Genomic DNA, 21,951 nt, shown 5'->3' on the forward strand with positions numbered 1-21,951 from the left:
TTGCGGCGCTGTGCAACGCCCGAACCGGCACGACAGTGCAGGCCGGGATACGGGCGACGACCAACCCCCGAGCCACCACATGACCGAATGGCGCCTCGCATGGCGTTTCGCCCGCCGCGAACTCGATGCCCGCTTCCGTGGCCTCCGCCTACTGCTGGTCTGCCTGATCCTCGGCGTCGGCGCGCTGGCCGCGATCGGCAGCCTTACACAGTCGATCACCGGCGAACTGTCCGCGCGCGGCCGAAGCCTGCTCGGCGGCGACCTCGAACTCTCGGTGTCGCAGCGCACCGCGACCGATGCCGAACGCCGATCGATGGCGCGGCTCGGCCGAGTGTCCGAAACGCTGCGGATGCAGTCGATGGGTGTCAACTTCGGCGGGGAAACGGCCCCCATCGAACTCAAAGCGGTCGACCGCGCTTATCCGCTCTACGGCACGCTGACCCTACAGGGCGGCACCTCCCCCCCGCTCTCCCCGACCGAAACCTATGTCGGCCCGGCACTGGTCGAACGGCTGAAACTGCGCGTCGACGGCCCGGTCCGCTTCGGCACCGCACGCTTCACCGTTGCCGGGATCATCGCCGACGAACCCGACCGATTGAGCGAAGGTTTCACCTTGGGCGCGGTGGCGTTGGTATCGCTGGAGGGATTGCAGCGCACCGGCCTGATCGCACCCGGCAGCCTGTATGAAAGCAAATACCGCATCGCCAGTCGCTATGACCCGGCGACCGCGATCAAGGCATTTACCGACCGCTATCCGGCGCAGGGTTGGGACAGCCGCACCCGCGACCGCGCCTCGCCGGGGGCCGAACGCTTCCTGACCCGGATGGGGGAATTTCTGGTGCTGGTCGGCCTGACCGCGTTGGTCATCGCCGGGATCGGCGTCGGCAACGGCGTGTCCAGCTACCTCGCCACCCGCCGGTCGAGCATCGCCACGCTGAAGGTGCTGGGCGCGACCTCCGGCCTGATTGCGCGCGTCTATCTGCTTCAGATCGTTGCCGTTTCGGCGATCGGCATCGCCATCGGCCTCGCCGTCGGCATCGCCGCCGTGCCCCTGATCGTCGCGGTGGCGGGCGACGTCCTGCCGGTCGCGCCGCGCTTTGCCATCCAGGTCCTGCCACTCGTCCAAGCTGCCGCCTATGGCCTGCTGATCGCGCTCGCCTTCGCCGCCCCGCCATTGTTGGCCGCAGGCGCGGTGCCCGCCGCCGGGCTGCTCCGCGGCGTCCATGACGGCCGCCGACCGCCGCGGTGGAAGGCGGCTGCATGGATGGGCGCGGCCTTTGCCGGCATCGTCGCGCTGGTCCTCACCACCAGCGAACGTCCATGGTTCGGCGCGGCATTTCTGGCCGCCGCGACCGGACTTCTCCTTTTATTATCGATACTTGGATGGTCGATCCGCTGGACTGCCGCCCGCCTGCCCCGCCCGCGCCGTCCGCTGCTGCGACTGGCGGTCAGCGCGCTGCACCGCCCCGGCGCCCGCACCGGCGCGCTGGTCGTGGCGCTTGGCCTCGGCCTGACCCTGTTCGTCCTGCTGGCGACCATCCGCACCAGCCTCGATGCCAACATCGCAAAGACCGTCCCGGCCCGCGCGCCCGCCCTGTTCGCACTCGACGTGCCCCCGGCGCAGGAATCGTCGTTCCGTGCAACTATCGTCAACTTCCAGCCCGACGCCGACATTCAGACCGTCCCCCTGATGCGCGGTACGATCACCGCCTATGGCACGACCCGCGTCGCCGACCTGAAAACGATCCCCGAAGGCGCATGGGCGCTGCGCGGCGAACGCGGCCTGACCTTCGCCCGCACCCTGCCGCCGGGCAGCGAACTGGTCGCGGGCAAATGGTGGAGCGCCGACTATGCCGGCAAACCGCTGGTATCGGTCGACGAACGGATGGCGCAGGCGCTGCACCTGAAGCTCGGCGACCCGCTGACGATCAGCGTCGCCGGACAGGAACGCACCGCGACGATCGCCTCGTTCCGCAAGATCGAATGGGACAATATGGGCTTTAATTTCGTGATGGTGTTCAGCCCCAACGCCCTGTCCGACGTGCCGCACAACCTTGCCGCCACCATCACCATGCCGCCGGGCCGCGAACGCGCCATCCTGCGCGCGCTGTCGGCCCGCTTTCCCTCGACCTCCGTCGTCGAGGTGCGCGAAGTGATCGGGCAAGTCCGCGATATCGTGTCGCAAATGGCCACCGCCATCGCCGCGGCGGCGGGCATCGCGATCCTCGCCGGCATCGCGGTACTCATCGGCGCGATCGCCGCTGCCCGCGAAACCCGAACCTATGATTCGGTGATCCTGAAGACGCTCGGCGCCACCCGCGGCCAGATACTGGCCGCACAGGCGCTTGAATATCTGCTGCTCGCCGCGATCCTCGCCGCGCTCGCGGCGGCGATTGGAATAGCGGGCGGCTGGTATGTCGTGGTCGAACTCTTCGCGTTCGACTGGCTACCCGATTATCGCGCGATCGCCCTGACGCTCGCGACCGGGGTCGGGGTCACCGTCGGCATCGGCCTGCTCGGCGCCCTGCCGATCCTGAGCGCGCGGCCGGCCAGAGCGTTGCGCGAACTATAAAATCCTCTCCTGGCACGGGGAGGATTTGAAAAGGGCCGGCAGTTCCGAACTGCCGGCCCCTTTCTGCCTCGTTACGCCGTCGCGCGCGGTGCGCCGCCACGGCCGCGACCGCCGCGACCACGACCGCCGCCGCCACCCGGACGACCGCCGCCACCAGTACCGGCCTCACGCTGCGGCGGACGGCCACCGCCCTGCCCTTCGCCGCGCTGCGGCTGACCGCCACGCGCCGGACCACCGCGCCCATGCGCCGGCTTCGCGCCATGGGCATGGCTTGCACGCGGACGCGCCGGGCCACGCTCGCTAGGCGGGCGCTCGGGCCGATCGGGAGCATAGGGCGCACGGCTCGCCTTGATCTGCGCGCTCTGTTGCAGGAAATCGTCGGGCAGCGGCACGATCTCGACCTTCTGCTTGGTCAGCCGCTCGATCCCCTTCAGGAACGGCCGCTCATCGTCCGCACAGAAGCTGAACGCCACGCCCGATGCACCCGCGCGCGCCGTGCGGCCGATGCGGTGGACATATTGTTCCGAAACGTTCGGCAGTTCGAAGTTCACCACGTGGCTGACCCCCGACACGTCGATGCCGCGCGCGGCGATATCGGTCGCGACCAGGATCGGCACCGTGCCGTCGCGGAACGCGGCCAGCGCCTTTTCCCGCTGCGGCTGCGACTTGTTGCCATGGATCGCGTTCGACGCGATGCCGTTCGCCGCCAACAACTTCACGACGCGGTCCGCGCCATGCTTGGTGCGGGTGAACACCAGCGACCGATCGATCTTGGTGTTGCGGAAGAACAGCGTCAGCAGCGCCTGCTTCTCGGTCTGCTGGACGAAGGTCACGAATTGTTCGACGCGCTCGGCGGTCGACGACACCGGCGTCACCTGCACGGTGGCGGGATCGGTCAGATACTTGTCGGCCAGTTCGCGAATATCCTTCGGCATCGTCGCCGAGAAGAACAGCGTCTGGCGCGACTTGGGCACCATCGACACAATGCGGCGCAGCGCGTGGATGAAGCCCAGGTCGAGCATCTGGTCGGCTTCGTCGAGCACGAGGATCTCGAGCTCGCCCAGACCCAGGCACTTCTGGTCGATCAGGTCGAGCAGGCGGCCCGGCGTCGCAACGAGGATGTCGACGCCAGGGGCGACGTCGCGAATGTTGCGCGGCACCGGCACGCCGCCGAACACGGTGGCGACGGTCAGCTTGCTGTGCTTGGCATAGGCGCGGGCATTGTCGGCGATCTGGCTGACCAGTTCGCGCGTCGGGGCGAGCACCAGCATCCGGCAGCGCATCGGCCGCCGACGGACATTCGCCTTCACCAGCAGATCGATCGACGGCAGCACGAACGCGGCGGTCTTGCCGGTGCCCGTCTGGGCGATGCCCAGCAGGTCGCGCCCTTCGAGGACGAGCGGGATCGCGTCGCGCTGGATCGGGGTGGGGGTTTCGTAATTCTTGGCGGCGAGCGCGTCGAGAATCGACTTCGACAGGCCGAGCGACTGGAAGGACATGACAGTTCCTGCAAATAGGTCCGGCATCCGTGGGCGCACACGACGGGCGCACGGATGGCGGGGCAAAAAATTGCGACCCGCGTGACTAGGGAAGCCGGGTTAAGCGACGCGGAGCCGAGACCATCAAGGTCCGATCACGCTGCCTGAAAAAGCGTCGCTGCGCTGCGGCAGATAGGCGAGGACGCCGTCAGGGTCAAGCCATGGTCCGTTTTGCCCGTTTTCGCTATGGAATCCGGCGGGTGAAGGCCGTACATGCCGGGACATGAACGATCTCGCCCCGTTCGGCGCGACTCCCGGCAGTCCGCGTCCTGCCGATCCGGTCGACAACCTGCCGCGCCGGCAGTTGCGCCTGCTGGGCGAAGCGGCGGACAAGATGCTGGCGGCGGACGATCCCGCGGCGATGGTCGAGGATCTGTTTGCGCTCATTTCCGACGAATTGCGACTTGACGTCTTCTTCAACTATCGGCTCGACCCCGATGGTCTGACGCTGGTCGCGCATGCCGGCCTGACCGAAGCGGAGGCCGCCGCGGGCGCGCGGCTGGAGGTCGGACAGGCGGTTTGCGGCTATGCGGCAAAGGAGCGCCGCCCGATCCAGGCATTCTGCGTACAGACGTCGGACGATCCGCTGACCGGCTTCGTCCGCGATCTCGGCATCGATGCCTATGCCTGCACGCCGCTGGTCCATGGGTCGACGTTGCTCGGCACGCTCGGCTTCGGACGGCGCTGGACCGACCGGTTCGATGCCGACGAACTCGCCTTCCTCCACACCGTCTGCCACTATGTCGCGCTCGCTAAATACCGGCTGAAGATAGAGGCCGAATTGCGTGAAGGGATCGCGACCCGCGAACGCCTGCTCGGCGAACTCAACCACCGCGTCCGCAATGCGTTGCAGACCGCGGTCGCGGTCGTACGGCTGGGTGCCGCCGATACCGCCGACGATGCGGCGAAAGCAGCGCTGGCCGCCGCCGCGGCACGGCTGGAGGTGCTGGCCGCCGCCCACCGGCCGCTTTATGCCGCCGACACGCCGACTTCGATCGACATTGCCGCGTTGCTCGACGCGATCACCGAACGCGGGGATGGCGAACCGATCGAGGTAACTGCGCACGGCACCGCCTGCCTGCCGATCGAACAGGCCGCAGCGGTCGCGCTGCTGGTCCACGCCATGCTCGACCCCGATCCCGAAGCGTTGACCCAGGTCACGATCGACGCCGGTGGCGATGCGATGGCGATCGCGCTGATCGGCCCCGCCATGGGCATCGTTCGTCCGGCGATCGACGACGGACGGCTGGTGCGCGGCCTGTCGCGGCAATTGCGGGCGACGATCGCGCGCAACGGCACCGACCGTCTCACCCTTTCCATTCCGGGGCGCGCGCATAGTGGATAAGCTGCGGATCATGCTGGTCGAGGACGAAGCCCTCGTCGCGATGCTGATCGAGGATGCGCTGACGCTCCACGGCCATATCGTCACCGGCGTCGCCGATACGCAGGCAAGCGCACTGGCACTGGCGGACGCCGATCGGCCCGACCTGGCGCTGTGCGACGTGCGTTTGGCGCAGGGCGATTCGGGGCGGACCGTTGCCGTCGCGCTGGCGGCGCGTGGCATCCCCTGCCTGTTCCTCAGCGGCAATTGCCCCGATATCGCCGACCATCCGCTGATCCTCGGCTGCGTCGCCAAGCCCTTCTACACCGCCGGCCTCGGCCATGCGATCGCGGCGGCAATGGCGCGGGTGCAGGGCGAGGCGCCGGAAAAGATCCCGAACGAACTTCGCTTCTACGCACCCGTCGACTGAACGCTGCCCCCTGCGACATCGAACCGCGTCGCGTCGCGCGGAATGTCGTCGAACAGACCCGCCTCGGTCCCGGTCAACCACACCTGCCCCACCCCCGCCGCCCGTGCGAACAGCGCCGCGCGCCGTGCCGGGTCGAGATGCGCCGCCACCTCGTCAAGCAGCAGCACCGGTGGCCGCCCGGCGCGATCGGCGACCAGTTCGGCATGGGCCAGCACCAGCCCCAGCAGCAACGCCTTTTGCTCGCCCGTCGAACAGCGCGCCGCCGCCTGCCCCCGGTCGCGATCGGTGACGATCAGGTCGGCACGGTGCGGCCCGCTCAGCGCCCGTCCCGCCGCCGCGTCGCGCGCACGCCCCGCCGCCAGTTCGCGCGCGAACAGCGCCGCGTCGCCATGCCAACCCTCCAGCGTCAGCGCCGCCCGCGGAAAATCGGTAGCCGGCGTATCGTCGATCCGCGCGTCGAGCATCGCGACGCACTCCGCCCGCGCCGCGCCGAGGGCCACGCCATGTTCGACCATCCGCGCCTCCAGCGCCGAGAGCCAGTCGGGATCAGGCGCGCCCTCTTCGGCAAGCAGCCGATTGCGCTGCCGCATCGCCGCGTCATAGCGTGTCGCCTGCGCCGCATGGCCGGGCAGCAGCGCCAGTGTCATCCGGTCGAGGAACCGCCGCCGCTCCCCCGCCGGCTCGACGAACAGGCGGTCCATCGCCGGGGTCAGCCATAGCACCGACAGCCATTCGGCCAGCACCGTCGCCGATGCCCCCGCCCCGTTGACCCGGACGATCCGCCGCTCGGGCGCATTGGCCTGCGTCCCCGTCCCCAGCCGGACGTCGCCAGCCAGTTCGGCGGCGACCCCGAACCCGCCCGCCCCGCCCTCGCGCGCCATGTCCGACAGTGCCGCCCGGCGCAGCCCGCGCCCGGGCGCCAACAACGACACCGCCTCCAGCACATTGGTCTTGCCCGCGCCGTTCGGCCCGCTCAGCACCACGAAGCCCGGCCCCGGTTCGAGTGTCACCGCCGCATGATTGCGAAAGTCGGTCAGGGTCAGGCGGGTCAGCATCTGCGACCGACCGTTACCGCCACGTTCCGCCCGACGGAACCCGCCACGAACCGCACCAAGTTATACGAACGCAACTTTCCGCGCTGCCGGGAATTGGGGTTGTCGAATCAGAACAGGGAAAACCCAATGACCCGCTTCGCCCTTGCGGCCGCCGCCGCCTTCGCCCTCACCGCCTGCGGATCGCAGACCCCGCAGCAGCAGCAGGCCGAACAGCTCCGCGATCAGGCCGATGCCGAAGGCGATGCAATCGAAGCCGCCGCCGAAAACCAGACCGCGCAGATGAAGGTGGAGGCGGAAGGGCTGCTCAATCAGGCGCAGCAGGCCGGTGGCTACGATGCCGAACGGTTGAAGGTCCGCGCCGACGCGATGCGCGACGAGGCGAAGCTGGTCGAACAGCAGGCCGAAGCCCGCGCCAAGGCAGTCCGCGATGCGGGCGAGGCGAATGCGAGCGCAGCGTTGGCGAAGTAAGCGCACCCTTCTTTCCCTCTCCCAGCGGGAGAGGGAGGGAGCGGCGCAGCCGCGGAAGGGTGAGGGTGACGCCCCCCCTAAATCCCCTGCGACCCCTGCTCGCGCAACCGCTTCTGCGCGGCGTGGTACGCCACCGGCTCGGCAATGTTCAGCCGCCGCCTCGCCACATCGAGCGGTTCGGCCAGCAGCGCCTCATAATCCTCGGCATGCAGCCACCGCGCCCGGCGGCCATGCCGATATCCTTCCCACACCGCCTTCGCGAACGCCCGCTCGCCGGTCACCCGCAACGACTTGATCGCCGCGCCCAGCCCGATCGCTGCCCAGCCCAATCCACCGGTCTGCGCGTAGGAAAAGGCGACGAGGCACGCCTCGCCCAAATGCTCCTCGGCGGTATAGCCGGTCAGAATGTGCCAGATGTCGTGAACATCGCGCTCGCGCCGACCGAACCACGCCACCGGATGCGGTGCATCCTGCCACCCCTCGCCATCGGCATAGCTGATATCGGCCAGTCCCTGCGCCGAGAAACCGGTCCGATCGAGGAACGCGCGATAATGCGCGCCGACGCTGCCTTCGGGCAGGGCATCGACCCATGCGCGATCGGAAAAGCGCCGCGTCAGCTCGACTCGGTCATAAGCGATCCGCCCGCCGCCCGGCTCCACCAGCAGCCGAGCGTAATTGCGATGGCTGGTATCGGCGTTCAGCGCGCGCATGATGCGGAACACCTGCACCGTATCGTTGCCATCGGCCAGCAACCGCTTGAGCGCCGCCCACGCCGTGCCCCAGTCGCGGCGCAGCGGTTGCACCGTCTCGATCCCTTGCGTCGCCATCACCGACTCCGTTACTTACAATGATGTAAGTATTCGCAAGCCGGTGCGACGTCAAGCGCGTGCGGAACGTACCGTATCGTTGCCGCTAGCGTCGGATTCATCCACACCGCAGCGTCACTCCAGCGAAGGCTGGGGTCTCCAGCGGCTCCTGCGGCGCGCGTTACCAAGAGATTCCAGCCATTGCTGGATGACGTCCGGGTCGACGGAAATGGACGCGGGACGACTGCTCAATCTATTTTCGTCACTCCCGCGAAGGCGGGAGTCCATATGCGCCAGCATCGCCAATCCAGCCGAAACGTAACGCAAATCCAGCCGAAACGTAAACGGTTATGGATTCCCGCCTGCGCGGGAATGACGGAATTTCGCAATCTTCGCTGAACGGCGAGCGGCTCTGCTTCCCAAATCAGCCCGCGGTCGGCTTCGTCTGCGGCCGGCTTTCGGCGATCTGCGCCCCGCCACGTTCGCACATAGCGCTGATGACCGGATAGGACAGGTCGGTATTGCGCGCGAGCATCGCCGGGACCGCCGCCTGGCATTCGGCGACCGATTGGTAGCTGACCGGCGCTACCCGTTCGCGGCTGCATGTCGCGCCATCGTCGCCGCAGCCCAGGATCGCCATGATGTAGACCAGAGGTGCCATCGCCCGTCTCCTCGACTGTTTCAATACGCTGGGACGCAGCTTGTTCCGACGAAGCGTTGCGCCGGCGCGCCCGATTCCCCAAATGGGACTTGCAATGCCTCCCGATACCGCAACCGCCTCCGGCCCGACCCGGCCGATGCTGGCGACGCTCCGCCGTTTCCTCCCCTATCTGTGGCCCGCCGGGGCGACAGGACTGAAGGTGCGCATCGTCGCCGCGCTGGCGCTGGTCGTCGCGTCCAAGGTCGTGCAGGTGCGCGGCGCGCCGTTCGCGTTGCAGGGCGCGATCGATACGATGGCGGCGGGATCGCGCGACGCGCTGTGGCTGGTCGTGGCGCTGGTCGCGGGCTATGCCGCCGCGCGCTTCGCGGGCACGTTGTTCGACAATCTGCGCAACGTCGTGTTCGAACGCGTCGGGCAGGACGCCACGCGGCGACTGGCCGCGTCGGTCTTCCGCCATCTCCACGCCCTGTCGCTGCGCTTCCACCTCGAACGCCGCACCGGCGCGGTGACCAAGGTCGTCGAACGGGGCACGAAGAGCATCGACACGATGCTGTATTTCCTGCTGTTCAACATCGCGCCGACCATCCTCGAACTGGGGCTGGTGCTGTGGATCTTCGGCACCCGCTTCGGCAGTTGGCTGGTCGTCGGCACGGTGGCGATGGTGGTGTTCTACATCGCCTTCACCCGCTGGGTCACCGACTGGCGATCGAGCTTGCGCGAGCGGATGAACGACCTCGACACCGGCGCGGTCGCCCATGCGGTCGATTCGCTGCTGAATTTCGAGACGGTCAAATATTTCGGCGCCGAGGAGCGCGAGGCGGCACGCTACGACCGCGCCGTCGCCAGCTATGCCGATGCGGCGGTGAAGTCCGAAAACTCGCTGGGGCTGCTCAATATCGGGCAGGCGCTGATCACCGCGCTGATGCTGGGCGGCGGCATGGCACTCATCGTGTTCGGCTGGGCGCGCGGGCAATTCTCGGCCGGCGACGTCGTGCTGGTTTCTACGCTGCTGACCCAGTTGTTCCGCCCGCTCGACCTCCTCGGCATGGTTTATCGCACCGTGCGGCAGGGGGTGGTCGACATGGGCGCGATGTTCGACCTGATCGACACCCCCGCCGAAGTCGTCGACGCCCCCGGCGCACCCGCGCTGACGGTCAGCAGCGGCCATGTCCGCTTCGAAGGCGTCGGCTTCGGCTATGGCGACGGGCGCACGATCCTGAACGGCATCGACCTCGACATTCCACCCGGCACGACGCTGGCGGTGGTCGGGCCGTCGGGCGCAGGCAAGTCGACGCTCGCCCGGCTGCTGTTTCGCTTCTACGATCCGACCGCCGGGCGCATCACCATCGACGGACAGGATATCGCGACCGTGGCGCAGGCGTCGCTGCGTAGCGCGATCGGCATCGTGCCGCAGGATACGGTGCTGTTCAACGACACGATCGGCTACAACATCGCCTATGGCCGTGCCGATACGACCACCGACGACATCGCGCGGGCGGCACGGGGTGCGTCTATTGCGCCGTTCATCGCCAGCCTGCCGCAGGGGTTCGACACCCGCGTCGGCGAACGCGGCCTGAAACTGTCGGGCGGCGAGAAGCAGCGCGTCGCGATCGCCCGCACCTTGCTCAAGAACCCGCCGGTACTGATCCTCGACGAAGCGACCAGCGCGCTCGACAGCCGGACCGAGGCCGACATCCTCGCCACGCTGGAGGCGATCGAGCGCGGACGGACGACCATCGTCATCGCCCATCGCCTGTCGACCGTGGTCCATGCCGACCGCATCGTCGTGCTGGAGCACGGCCGCGTCGTCGAAAGCGGCTCGCATGGCGAACTGCTTCGCGCGAACGGCACCTATGCCGAAATGTGGGCGCGACAGGCGGCCGAGCGCGAGGCGGCACTGGCGGAAGCTTAGGACCGATCGATATCTTGTTCTCTCGACGCGCGACGCCTGCTCTGTCTGCAATCGTCACTCCCGCGAAGGCGGGAGTCCATATGCGCCAGCGTCGCGACGCCAGCCGAAACGTCAGCGGTTATGGATTCCCGCCTGCGCGGGAATGACGGAAATTTGCGATCGTCGCTGAATGTCGATCGGTTCTGTATGCTTGATCCACTTGCGTGGAAGCGGCGCGGACCCGACCCGGCTTCGCCGGATCGGACGCTAAACCGTATCCGATGGACACTCCCCGCCGCCCAAGCGTATCGGCCAGGGCCCAGCGGGAGAGCGATCGATGAACGACAGGCTGAAAAAGGCGGTAACGACCACGGCGCTGGTCGGCGGCGGCCTCGCACTGTGGACGGCACTCGCCGCCAGCGCCTCCGAAGCGATGGTGCCGGCCGACGGCGATTTCGTCGACGTGCCCGGCGGGCGACTGCATTATATCGACACCGGCGGTGACGGGCCGGTGATGGTGATGCTGCACGGCCTGTACGGACAGCTTCGCAACTTCTCCTATGCCCTGACCGCGCAACTGGCCGATCACCGCCTGATCCTAGTCGACCGGCCCGGCTGGGGGCATAGCAGCGTCGACGGCAGCCAGCCGCCGATCGAGGAACAGGCGCGTATGGTCGCCGACCTGATCGATGCGCTGGGTCTCGATCGCCCGCTGCTGGTCGGCCATTCGATGGGCGGCGCGGTCGCGCTCGCCTTTGCGCTCAACCATCCGGGCAAGGTGCGCGGCATCGCGCTGATCGCTCCGCTGACCCAGCCGATGGACCATATCCCGCCGATCTTTCGCGGCAAGGCACCGCCCGCCCCGATCCGCGGACTGGCCGCGTGGACGGTCGGCGTGCCCTTCACGACGCTGACCGGCCCCGCCGTCGCCAAGCATGTCTTCGCGCCCGACGCGGTGCCGATGGATTTCGGCACGCGCGGCGGCGGCCTGGTCGCGCTGCGTCCGTCCAGCTTTCAGTCCGGCGCATTCGAGATCGACGACGCCAACCGCGCGGTAGCCGGAATGGCCGCGCGCTACGGATCGCTCGCCTTGCCCGTTGCGATCCTGTACGGCCGCGACGACCAGTTGCTCGACCCGCAGCAACAGGGCGACCGCACCGCCGCGATGATCCCCGGCGCAACGCTGACCAAGATCGCGGGCGGTCACATGATCCCGGTCACCCACCCGATCGAAACGGCGAACTGGCTGCGGACGGCGGCGACCGCGTGAGGGCACTGCTGCCGGTGGTGCTGTTGCTCAGCGGGTGCACCACCGCCTATGGCGACGGCATGGGCGACATCCTGCGCGGACAGGGCATCGCCGCGCGCGAACCCGATTACGACGTCCCCTATGTCCCGACCCCCGAACCGGTCGTCGATGCGATGCTGGCGATGGCGCAGGTCGGCGCGAACGATACGCTGATCGACTTGGGGTCAGGCGACGGTCGCATCCCCATCGCCGCCGCCCGCCTCGGCGCACGCGCCAGCGGGGTCGAGATCGACGCCATGCTGGTCGAGCGCGCCCGCCGCAACGCCGCGCTCTACGAAGTCGCGGACCGCGCCCGCTTCACCCGCGCCAATCTGTTCGACGTGCCGCTGCGCGACGCCAGCGTCATCACGATGTACCTGTTACCGAAGATCAACCTCGCGCTGCGCCCGCGCCTGCTCACCGAACTGCGCCCCGGCACGCGCATCGTCACCCACGCCTTCGACATGGGCGAATGGCGCGCCGACGAAGAGCGACTGGTCGCCGATCGCCGCGTATTCCTGTGGATTATCCCAGCCGTTGCAGGCGGCGACTGGCTGGCGACCCTGCCCGATGGCCGCGAAGTGCCGCTGCATATCGATCAGCGGTTTCAGGACGTGACCGGCACGCTGGGCAGCGCCGCGATCACCGGCACCCTGCGCGGCACCGCGATCCGCTTCGCCGTCGCCGGACGCAGCTACACCGGCACCGTCGGCGAAGCGGCGATCACCGGCGACAACTGGCGCGCCGTCCGGGTGCCTTAACCCTCGACGCCCCCGCCCCGCATCCCTAGGTGGAGGGCAATGGCGCTCGACCCGATCCCCGTATTGCAATCGACCTTCGGCTTTCCCGACTTCCGCGGTGTCCAGCGGCAGGTGGTCGACCGCGTACTCGCCGGACAGCGCACGCTGGCGGTGATGCCGACCGGCGCGGGTAAATCGCTGACCTATCAACTGCCCGCGACGATGCTGAACGGCACCTGCGTCGTCGTCTCGCCACTGATCGCGCTGATGCACGACCAGTTGCGCGCGGCGACTGCGGTCGGCATCCGCGCCGCCACGCTGACCAGCGCCGACGACAATCGCGCCGAGACGCGCGGCCGGTTCCTCGATGGCGAACTCGACCTGCTCTACGTCGCCCCTGAACGCGCCTCGGGCAGCGATTTTCGCGAGTTGCTTGGCCGTGGCAACCTCGCGCTGTTTGCGATCGACGAAGCACACTGCGTCAGCGAATGGGGCCACGACTTCCGCCCCGATTATCGCCTGCTCCGCCCCCTGTTCGACCAGTTTCCGGACGTCCCCCGCCTCGCCCTGACCGCGACTGCCGACGCGCATACCCGTGCCGACATCCTCGAACAGCTCGGCATCCCGCACGACGGGCTGATCGTCGCCGGCTTCGACCGGCCCAATATCCGCTACCACATCACCCCGCGCGATCAGGGCACGCGCCAGATCGCCGACGTGATCGCCGCCACGCCTGGCCCCGGCATCGTCTATGTCCAGTCGCGCGCCGGGACCGAACGGCTCGCAGAAGCGCTCGGCAAGACCGGCCGCCCGGTCCGCGTCTATCACGCCGGCCTCGACCCCGCCGTCCGCCAGCGCAACCAGCACGAGTTCGTCGCGTCCGAAGACATGGTGATGGTCGCGACCATCGCCTTTGGCATGGGCATCGACAAGCCCGATGTCCGCTTCGTCGCCCATGCCGGGCTGCCGAAATCGATCGAGGCCTATTATCAGGAGACCGGCCGCGCCGGCCGCGACGGCGATCCGGCGGTCGCGCACCTGTTCTGGGGTGCCGACGACTTCGCCCGCGCGCGCCAGCGGATCGGCGAAGTCGAACCCGCGCGCCAGCCGGGTGAGCGCCAACGGCTGAACGCATTGGGGGCGCTGGTCGAAACCGCCGGCTGCCGTCGTGCGATCCTGCTGCGCCACTTCGGCGAGTCGCCGCCCGAATTTTGCGGGAATTGCGACAATTGCCTCACCCCGCCCAATGCGGTCGACGCGACGCAGGTCGCGCAGAAGTATCTGTCGGCCGTGTTCCGCACCGGCATGATGTTCGGCGCGACCTATATCGAACAGGTGCTGACCGGCCAGTCGACCGAACGCAGCATGACCAACGGCCACGAACAGCTATCGGTGTGGAACATCGTCGATGGCGACGAGGTCGCGCTGCTCAAACCGGTCGGCCGCGCGCTGCAATTGCGGGATGCGCTGCGCGCCAACGACCATGGCGGGCTGGAATTCGGCCCCGCCGCGCGCGGGTTGCTGAAGGGCGGCGACACGCTGTCGCTGATCGTCCCGCCCAAGCGCGAACGGCGGCGGCGCGGCAGCGGCGCGACGCCCAACCCGACCGGCGATCCGCTGTTCGAGGCACTGCGCGCCAAACGCCGCGAACTGGCGCAGGAGGCCGGCGTGCCGCCCTATGTCATCTTCCACGATTCGGTCCTGCGCGACATGGCCACCGACCGCCCGCAGACGATCGGCGGCATGCGCCGCATCACCGGCATCGGCGAGAAGAAGTTGCAGGCATATGGCGACGCGTTCCTCGCAGTAATCAAACAACACTAGATCCTCCCCATTTGCGATGGGGAGGGGGACCGCTCGCGCAGCGAGGGGTGGAGGGGCAGGGCCACAAACGCACCGCCCGGGGCCTTGCCCCTCCACCAGCCTGCGGCTGATCCCCCTCCCCACCCTGTGGGGAGGATTTGCTTGGGGCGAACGGGCTCGCTATCCTCCCCCCATGCAAATCCGCCGTATCGACGACCGCATTTCGGTCAGCCCGCAGATCACCGTCGACGACGTCGCGACGCTGAAGGCACAGGGCTTCACCACCATCGTCAACAACCGCCCCGATGGCGAGGAAGCCGGCCAGCCGGGCGGCGACACCATCGCCGAAGCCGCAGCGGCCGCCGGCCTCGCCTATCACGCCATCCCCATCACCCATGCCGGGTTCAGCCACCCGCAACTCGATGCAATGGCCCAGGTTCTGGCCGATGCGGACGGCCCGATCCTCGCCTATTGCCGCTCGGGCACGCGCTCGTGCAACCTGTGGGCGCTCGCCAGTGCGAAGGGCGGCCGCGACCCGGCGGAGCTGGTCGCGGCGGGCGGCACGGCGGGATACGACCTGTCGGGCATCCGCCCCACGCTCGACGCACTGTCGGGGACTTAAATCCTTTGTACCTTAACGTACGTAACCTAAGTGGTTATTCGCATTAACTAAAACGCAAGGGCCGCCGCCCCATTTCTCTGCCCGTACCAACAGGGGTTTTGGATATGGGCATTGGTTTGGAAGGCGCCCGCTTTCTGCAGGAAAGCCGGGCAGAGGAAGCGCAGCGCGACACCGGCGCGGCGTGGTTCGAACTCGGCATCTGCTATTCCAGCGGAACCGGCGGCACGGTCATCGACCTCGTCGAAGCGCACAAATGGTTCAACCTCGCCGCGATGTCGGGGCTGGAGGACGCGCAGCACTGGCGCGCCGAGATCGCCTGCGACATGACGCCGCGCCAGATCGCCGACGCGCAAAAGGCCGCCCGTGCCTTCCTGCGGACCGAGGTTCACGCGCACTGACCCGCTGCGGCCGGACGCACCGGCCGCAGGCGGATCGGCAGATGAAGCGTATCCGTTCGTCCTGAGTAGCCATTGAGCTTGTCGAAATGGCGTATCGAAGGACCGTCGGTGGCTAAGTGCTTCGATACGGTTCTTCGACTTCGCTCAGCCCCTACTCAGCACAAACGGTCCTGATACTATCAGGCCAAGGTTCAATCCGCCGTCCTTTTCGGCGCAGCCTTCTTCGCAGCAGGCTTCTTCGCCGCCGGCTTGGCATCCTTCGCTGCCGCTTTCTTCGGTGCCGCCTTCTTGGCCGCGGGCTTCTTCTTGCCCTTGGCCGGCGCCGCCGCCGCACGGTCGTCGATCAGTTGCGCCGCCTCTTCGAGGGTCAGCGCATTCGGCTCGATCGACTTCGGGATCGTCGCATTGGTCGTGCCGTCGGTGACGTACGGACCATAGCGCCCCTCCATCAGCCTGATCTCGGCCTCGGTGCGCGGATGCGCGCCCAGCACCTTCAGCGGCTCCTTCGCAGCGCCACGCGCCGGACGCCCGCCGCCGGCCGCCGCTTCGGCCAGCTTGACCACCGCCGCGTTCATACCGGTTTCGAACACGTCCGCCGTCGACTGCAACCGGGCGTACTTGCCGGCGTGCTTCAGATACGGGCCATAGCGCCCGATCGCCGCCTCGATCGGCTCGCCCGTTTCCGGATGATTGCCGATGGTGCGCGGCAGGCTCAGCAGCTTCAGCGCCCATTCTAAATTCAGTTCGCCGATATCCTTGGGGATCGACGCGCGCTTGGCATCCTTGCCCTCGCCCAGCTGGATATACGGCCCGAAGCGACCCGACTTCCGCTCGACCTCCAGCCCCGTTTCCGGGTCCTTGCCCAGCCCTTCGGGACCAGCGTCGCCGCCATCCTCGCCACCCGGCTGCGCGAAGCGGCGGGTGTATTTGCATTCGGGATAGTTGGAGCAGGCGATGAACGCGCCGAACTTGCCGCCGCGCAAGGCCAAGCGCCCCTCGCCGCAATTCGGGCACAGCCGCGGGTCGGTCCCGTCCGCCTTTTCGGGGAACAGATAGCTCCCAAGAAACTGGTCCAGCTCGGCGGTGATCGCGCTCGGCTGCTGCTCCATCACCTCCGACGTGCGCGGCTTGAAATCGCGCCAGAACGCCTCGAGCACCGCCTGCCATTCGGCCCGCCCGCCCGACACGTCGTCCAGCTCTTCTTCCAGCCCCGCCGTAAAATCGTAGCCGACATATTTCTCGAAGAACCGTTCGAGGAACGCGGTCAGCAACCGCCCAGTCTCCTCGGCGAAGAACCGGTTCTTCTCGACGCGGACATAGCCGCGATCCTTGAGCACCTGAATGATCGAGGCATAGGTCGACGGGCGACCGATTCCCAGTTCCTCCAGCCGCTTGACCAGCGACGCTTCCGAAAAGCGCGGCGGCGGCTGGGTGAAATGCTGTTCGGAAACGACGTCCTTCTTGGCCGGCGCGTCGCCCGACCTGAGAAGGGGCAACCGGCGCGAATCCTCGTCCGCCGCATCGTCGCGGCCCTCCTCGTACAGCGCCAGATAGCCGGGGAACAGCACGACTTGCCCGGTCGCACGCAACCCGGTCTGCCCGGTCTGGTCCTCGAACTCGACGGCGGTGCGCTCCATCCGGGCCGACGCCATCTGGCTGGCCAGCGCCCGCTTCCAGATCAGGTCGTACAGGCGGCCATGATCGCCCGACCCGGCGCGGTCCTTCGAAAAGTCGGTAGGGCGAATCGCCTCATGCGCTTCCTGCGCATTCTTGGCCTTGGTCTGGTACTGGCGCGGCTTGTCCGGCACGTAGCTGCCGTCATAGCGGTTGGCGATGGCACCGCGCGCGGCATCGATCGCCGACCCGTCCATCTGCACGCCGTCGGTCCGCATGTAGGTGATCGCGCCGTCCTCATAGAGCGACTGCGCCACCCGCATCGTATGGCTGGCCGAAAAGCCGAGCTTGCGCGCCGCTTCCTGTTGGAGCGTGGAGGTGGTGAAGGGCGGCGGCGGGTTGCGCGTCGCGGGCTTCGTCTCGACGTTGATGACGGTGAAGCGGCCATCGACCACCGCCGCCTTCGCGACCTCGGCCGATCCGGCGTCGCCCAGCGACAGCTTGTCGAGCTTCTTGCCCTTCAGCTTGACGAGACGCGCGTCGAACGGCGTGCCGTCGGCCTCCATCTTCGCGATGACCGACCAATATTCCTGCGCGACGAACGTCTCGATCTCGCGCTCGCGTTGGACCAACAGGCGCAGCGCCACCGACTGCACCCGTCCCGCCGACTTGGCACCCGGCAGCTTGCGCCACAGCACCGGCGACAGGGTGAACCCCACCAGATAATCGAGCGCGCGGCGCGCCCGATACGCATCGATCAGATCGGTATCGAGTTCCCGCGGGGCCTTCATCGCCGCCAGGATCGCCGGCTTGGTGATCGCGTTGAACGTGACGCGCTCGACTTCCTTGGGCAGCGCGCGGCGCTTTTTCAGCACCTCCTGCACATGCCAGCTGATCGCCTCCCCCTCGCGATCAGGGTCGGTGGCGAGGATCAGCCGGTCGGCGGTCTTCGCCAGATCGGTGATCGCCTTCAACTGCTTCGTCTTGTCGGCGTACGTCTCCCAATCCATCGCGAACCCTTCGTCCGGGTTCACCGACCCGTCCTTGGGCGGCAGGTCGCGGACATGGCCGTAGGAGGCGAGGACGCGGTAATCGGACCCCAGATATTTTTCGATGGTCTTCGCCTTGGCGGGCGATTCGACGATGACGAGTTGCATGATGTGGCGGTCGGTCCTTGTGCGTACGTACGCGAGAGTGGGGAGGCAGGCACCGCTACGTCAAGCCGAGTGTTGTTAATCGCGTATGACGATCACGATGCCACGCGTGCCGCCCAATCGTCTAACGCTGCCCAGCGCAGCGCAGTTTCGATGTTCGCGCGATGATCCGCGAACGTGAAATGGTCCGGATCGATCGGCTCACCGCGCACCACGTCCCAAATCGGACTGTGCCGGGCGGGATCATAGCGTCTGAACGGTCGGTCGTGATCCGCGTGATGCGGCGTCAGCGAATATGACTGCCGCGACTGCCCACCACGCACCATCCGATGCCGTTCCCCGTCCGGCCCGTCGGTGACTCCGGTCACGACCGAACGGGTCAGGATCCACAGCACGGTGCTCACCGCATCCGCCCGGTCAGCATTTGCCAGATGCCGTGCCAGCGTCGCCACTGGCACCGTGTGTTCGACATGGATCGTCTGTCCCAACGCCCTTGTGCCGCACCGGGCGGCTTCGGGGAGCGCCATGAAGTCCTTGGTACGATACAACACGCCCGCACAGAGCGTGCTTCCGCCGGCCTGCCAACCGAACCGGTTATGCATATGGCGAACGTCGATACCGCGAATGTCGTTATCATGCAGCCGGACACACTGCGGTGTAGTTGGCGTCCGACGGATACGGTCTCCCTCACGAAGCCAAAACGCCTGCGCGCTACGCCCCTCGGCAAGTGCCAACTCGACCGTCATGCTACCTCCATCCGTTCCGGCAAGCATGGCGGCGCGCTCAGCAACAGATGGTCAAGCACTATCCCAGACTGACCCGCCCGCCGGCATGGCGATCGAGCCGCCCGGCCAGTTCCAATTCCAGCAGCACCGTCTGCACCACCGTCGTCGGGCATCCCGATTGCCGCACCAGTTCGTCGACCGCCACCGGCACCGGCCCGAGCAAGGCGGTGATCCGCGTCCGGTCGCCATCGCTGGCATCGGTCGCGGCAGGTTCGGCGGCATAGCTCCCGCCCGGCGAACGCACCGCCCGCGCATCGATCGGGCGCAGCATCTCCGCCACGTCGGCGGCATTCTGCACCAGCGTCGCGCCGTCGCGAATCAGCAAATTGCACCCCTGTGCACGCGGATCGAGCGGCGATCCGGGCACCGCCATCACCTCGCGCCCCGCCTCTCCGGCCAGTCGCGCGGTGATCAGCGATCCCGATCGCGGTGCCGCCTCCACCACCACCGTGCCCAGCGCCAGCCCGGCGATGATCCGGTTGCGCGACGGAAAATGCCGGGCCAGCGGCTGCGTGCCCGGCGGCTGTTCGGCGACCAGCAGCCCGCGTGTCGCCACCTCCTCCTGCAACCCGGCATTTTCGGGCGGGAACACCACGTCGATACCGCTGGCGATGACGCCGATCGTCGCATGGCCGATCGCGCCTTGATGCACCGCCGTATCGATGCCGCGCGCCAGGCCCGATACGACGCAGTAACCCGCCGCGCCCAGTTCCTCGGCCAGCCCGCGCGCAAACCGGCACGCCGCCGCCGACGCATTGCGCGCGCCGACCATCGCCACGCACGGCCGCGCCAACAACGACAGGTCGCCTCGCACGATCAACGCGGGCGGCGCACTGTCCAATTCGGCCAGCAACGCCGGATAATCGGGATCGCCGAGCAGCAGATACCGCCCGCTTAAGCCCCGTACCGTCGCGATCTCGCGCCGCACCGCGCCTTCGTCGGCAAGCACCGGCGCGCGTCCGCCACCCCGCGCCGCCAGCACCGGCAACGCCTCGATCGCCGCCACCGCATCGCCATAGCGTTCGATCAGCGCGCGAAACGTGACCGGCCCGATATTGCTCGACCGGATCAGCCGCAGCGCCGCGAACCGCGCCGCTTGCGGATCACTCACGCTTGCGACCGATCCTCGGCTCGGCCCCGGCAATCAACCGCTCGATATTCTCGCGATGCTTCCACAGCACGATCAGCGCGAGGCCGAGGAACAGCAGCACCAGATCGAACCGCCCGACCAACGCCGCCGCCAGCGGCGCCGCGACCGCCGCCGCCATGCCCGCAACCGAGGAAATCCGCAGACCCGCCAACAGCCCCAACCACACCACCGCATAGACCAGCCCGGCGATCGGGCTGAGCGCGACCACCACGCCCATCATCGTCGCCACGCCCTTGCCGCCACGAAAGCGCAGCCACAGCGGATAGCAATGGCCGATGAACGCCGCCGCCCCGGCGATCAGTTCCTCGCCCGGAAACAGCGCCGCGACGATCCACACCGCCGCCGCCCCTTTGAGCAGGTCGAGCAGCAACGTCGCCGCCGCCAGCCCCTTGCGCCCGGTCCGCAGCACGTTCGTCGCGCCGATATTGCCCGATCCGATCGTGCGCAGGTCGCCCGCCCCCGCGATGCGGGTCAGCAATATGCCCCACGGGATCGATCCCAGCACATAGCCGATCAGCAACGCCGCCGCCGGCGGGATCCAGAGTATTTCGCTCGGCAGGATAGCCCCCTGAACTTGCCGTCTGTCGCGCGGAGGGTAAGGGGTTCGGCGGCGGCATGCAACGCGGCCGGCTACGCCAATGGGAGTATGCCCGATCATGGGCCAGACGACGCAACCGATCCTGTTTTTCGACTCGGGCGTCGGCGGCCTGTCGGTGGTCGCGCCAACCCTTGCGCTGCTACCGACCGCGCCGATCGTCTATGCCGCCGACTCGGCCGGCTTCCCTTATGGTACCAAGACCGAGGCGGAGATCGCCGCGCGCGTGCCGGCGCTGCTCGGGCGGCTGGTCGAACGCTATCGCCCGCGCCTCGTCGTCATCGCCTGCAACACCGCATCGACCATCGCCCTGCCGGTGGTCCGCGCCGCACTTGACGTCGCGGTGGTCGGCACGGTGCCGGCGATCAAGGTCGCGGCGGAGCGATCGCGCAGCCGCGTGATCGGCGTGCTGGGGACCGAGGCGACCGTCCGCCAACCCTATGTCGACGATCTCGCGGCGCGCTTCGCCGGCGACTGCACCGTGCTGCGCCACGGATCGGCGGCGTTGGTCGAACTCGCCGAGAATGCACTTGCCGGCACGCCAGCCCCGGTTGCCGCCGTCGCCGCCGAACTTGCCGGCCTGTTCGACCAGCCGGCGGGCGACCGGATCGACGTGATCGTCAACGCCTGCACCCATTTCCCGCTGCTGGAGGACGCGATGCGCGCCGTCGCGCCACAGGTCGCCTTCGCCGACGGCGGCCCCGGCATCGCCCGCCGCATCGCCGCGCTGACGGCCGGACAGCCCTTCCCTGACGCCCCCTCCCCCGGACGACTGGTCTTCACCCGGCTGGGCGAGCGCGAACACCGGGTCGCGGCAACACTGGAATCGCGTGGCTTCGGATCGGTGGAGGCGTTGTAGGTTCACACGAATTCGCGAAGGCGCGGAGCAGGTACTTTTGCGCGCAAAGGCGCAAAGGACGCAGAGGGGTTGTGCTTGTTGCCATCGATCGCGCAGCGATCCCTCATCCGGCGGCCTAGGCCGGATCAACATTCACGTGAAACGCGACGAATTGCTCCCCTCCCTGGAAGGGAGGGGCTGGGGGGGGGTCGGCCTGCGAGG

Annotated in this window: 19 protein-coding genes; 11 read left to right on the forward strand and 8 right to left on the reverse strand. The window is 68.0% G+C overall.

Going from position 1 to position 21,951, the window contains the following annotated elements; genetic code table 11:
- The first annotated feature begins 79 nt into the window (after nucleotides 1-79).
- Nucleotides 80-2,572 carry an ABC transporter permease gene (locus ASE59_RS10185; RefSeq protein WP_056455721.1) on the forward strand — a complete coding sequence of 831 codons (2,493 nt, stop codon included), beginning with the start codon at nucleotides 80-82 and terminating at the stop codon, nucleotides 2,570-2,572.
- A 71-nt stretch (nucleotides 2,573-2,643) separates the two neighbouring features.
- Here ASE59_RS10185 and ASE59_RS10190 read toward each other — a convergent pair whose 3' ends face one another.
- Complete coding sequence (locus tag ASE59_RS10190; protein ID WP_056455724.1) at nucleotides 2,644-4,071, reverse strand: DEAD/DEAH box helicase; 1,428 nt, start codon at nucleotides 4,069-4,071, stop codon at nucleotides 2,644-2,646.
- Between the two features lie 262 nt (nucleotides 4,072-4,333).
- Here ASE59_RS10190 and ASE59_RS10195 point away from each other — a divergent pair, with 262 nt between their 5' ends.
- Complete coding sequence (locus ASE59_RS10195) at nucleotides 4,334-5,455, forward strand: GAF domain-containing protein (RefSeq protein ID WP_056455726.1); 1,122 nt, start codon at nucleotides 4,334-4,336, stop codon at nucleotides 5,453-5,455.
- Nucleotides 5,448-5,861, forward strand: coding sequence for a response regulator (locus ASE59_RS10200; protein WP_056455728.1), 414 nt, complete (start codon nucleotides 5,448-5,450; stop codon nucleotides 5,859-5,861). The genes ASE59_RS10195 and ASE59_RS10200 overlap by 8 nt, the downstream gene beginning before the upstream one ends.
- Here the strand turns inward: ASE59_RS10200 and recF are convergent.
- Entirely contained in the window at nucleotides 5,843-6,916 is a 1,074-nt protein-coding gene (gene recF / locus ASE59_RS10205; RefSeq protein ID WP_056455729.1) for a DNA replication/repair protein RecF, read from the reverse strand. The genes ASE59_RS10200 and recF overlap by 19 nt on opposite strands.
- A gap of 126 nt (nucleotides 6,917-7,042) precedes the next feature.
- Between recF and ASE59_RS10210 the strand changes: the two genes are divergently transcribed.
- Nucleotides 7,043-7,384: a hypothetical protein gene (locus tag ASE59_RS10210; protein WP_156360013.1), complete on the forward strand. Its 342-nt coding sequence runs from the start codon at nucleotides 7,043-7,045 to the stop codon at nucleotides 7,382-7,384.
- A gap of 77 nt (nucleotides 7,385-7,461) precedes the next feature.
- Here the strand turns inward: ASE59_RS10210 and ASE59_RS10215 are convergent, their stop codons facing one another.
- Nucleotides 7,462-8,211 (reverse strand): Coq4 family protein, encoded by a 750-nt coding sequence (locus ASE59_RS10215; RefSeq protein ID WP_056455735.1) that lies wholly within the window; start codon nucleotides 8,209-8,211, stop codon nucleotides 7,462-7,464.
- A gap of 403 nt (nucleotides 8,212-8,614) precedes the next feature.
- On the reverse strand, nucleotides 8,615-8,851 hold the full coding sequence (locus ASE59_RS10220; RefSeq protein WP_056455737.1) for a hypothetical protein: 237 nt from the start codon (nucleotides 8,849-8,851) through the stop codon (nucleotides 8,615-8,617).
- A 94-nt stretch (nucleotides 8,852-8,945) separates the two neighbouring features.
- Between ASE59_RS10220 and ASE59_RS10225 the strand changes: the two genes are divergently transcribed.
- The 6 genes from ASE59_RS10225 (at nucleotide 8,946) to ASE59_RS10250 (ending at nucleotide 15,593) form a co-directional block, all read left to right on the forward strand.
- Nucleotides 8,946-10,763, forward strand: coding sequence for an ABCB family ABC transporter ATP-binding protein/permease (locus ASE59_RS10225; RefSeq protein WP_082458218.1), 1,818 nt, complete (start codon nucleotides 8,946-8,948; stop codon nucleotides 10,761-10,763).
- Between the two features lie 316 nt (nucleotides 10,764-11,079).
- The gene (locus ASE59_RS10230) at nucleotides 11,080-12,012 is read left to right on the forward strand and encodes an alpha/beta fold hydrolase (protein WP_056455747.1); all 933 of its coding nucleotides are present in this window, start codon (nucleotides 11,080-11,082) and stop codon (nucleotides 12,010-12,012) included.
- Nucleotides 12,009-12,791: a class I SAM-dependent methyltransferase gene (locus ASE59_RS20360; RefSeq protein ID WP_056455749.1), complete on the forward strand. Its 783-nt coding sequence runs from the start codon at nucleotides 12,009-12,011 to the stop codon at nucleotides 12,789-12,791. Before ASE59_RS10230 ends, ASE59_RS20360 begins: the two co-directional genes overlap by 4 nt.
- Before the next feature lie 39 nt (nucleotides 12,792-12,830).
- Nucleotides 12,831-14,594 (forward strand): DNA helicase RecQ, encoded by a 1,764-nt coding sequence (gene recQ / locus ASE59_RS10240; RefSeq protein ID WP_056455751.1) that lies wholly within the window; start codon nucleotides 12,831-12,833, stop codon nucleotides 14,592-14,594.
- A 172-nt stretch (nucleotides 14,595-14,766) separates the two neighbouring features.
- Entirely contained in the window at nucleotides 14,767-15,195 is a 429-nt protein-coding gene (locus tag ASE59_RS10245) for a TIGR01244 family sulfur transferase (RefSeq protein WP_056455754.1), read from the forward strand.
- A gap of 104 nt (nucleotides 15,196-15,299) precedes the next feature.
- On the forward strand, nucleotides 15,300-15,593 hold the full coding sequence (locus ASE59_RS10250; protein WP_056455757.1) for an SEL1-like repeat protein: 294 nt from the start codon (nucleotides 15,300-15,302) through the stop codon (nucleotides 15,591-15,593).
- Nucleotides 15,594-15,784: 191 nt separating this feature from the next.
- On the opposite strand, the gene topA is transcribed toward ASE59_RS10250, so the two are convergent.
- The 4 genes from topA to plsY all read right to left on the reverse strand — a co-directional run bounded on the left by topA (nucleotide 15,785) and on the right by plsY (nucleotide 20,855).
- Nucleotides 15,785-18,364 carry a type I DNA topoisomerase gene (topA, locus tag ASE59_RS10255; protein ID WP_056455763.1) on the reverse strand — a complete coding sequence of 860 codons (2,580 nt, stop codon included), beginning with the start codon at nucleotides 18,362-18,364 and terminating at the stop codon, nucleotides 15,785-15,787.
- Nucleotides 18,365-18,456: 92 nt separating this feature from the next.
- Nucleotides 18,457-18,963, reverse strand: coding sequence for a hypothetical protein (locus ASE59_RS10260; protein ID WP_056455766.1), 507 nt, complete (start codon nucleotides 18,961-18,963; stop codon nucleotides 18,457-18,459).
- 202 nt (nucleotides 18,964-19,165) lie between these two features.
- A complete protein-coding gene (dprA, locus tag ASE59_RS10265) occupies nucleotides 19,166-20,257 on the reverse strand; it encodes a DNA-processing protein DprA (RefSeq protein WP_056455769.1) in 1,092 nt (363 codons plus the stop codon).
- On the reverse strand, nucleotides 20,250-20,855 hold the full coding sequence (plsY, locus tag ASE59_RS10270; RefSeq protein WP_235515728.1) for a glycerol-3-phosphate 1-O-acyltransferase PlsY: 606 nt from the start codon (nucleotides 20,853-20,855) through the stop codon (nucleotides 20,250-20,252). The genes dprA and plsY overlap by 8 nt, the downstream gene beginning before the upstream one ends.
- A gap of 97 nt (nucleotides 20,856-20,952) precedes the next feature.
- Here plsY and murI point away from each other — a divergent pair, with 97 nt between their 5' ends.
- Nucleotides 20,953-21,750: a glutamate racemase gene (gene murI, locus ASE59_RS10275; RefSeq protein WP_056455776.1), complete on the forward strand. Its 798-nt coding sequence runs from the start codon at nucleotides 20,953-20,955 to the stop codon at nucleotides 21,748-21,750.
- Nucleotides 21,751-21,951: the final 201 nt, after the last annotated feature.

The sequence above is a fragment of the Sphingomonas sp. Leaf10 genome (genome assembly GCF_001421245.1).
In the GTDB taxonomy this organism is placed as follows: Bacteria; Pseudomonadota; Alphaproteobacteria; order Sphingomonadales; family Sphingomonadaceae; genus Sphingomonas.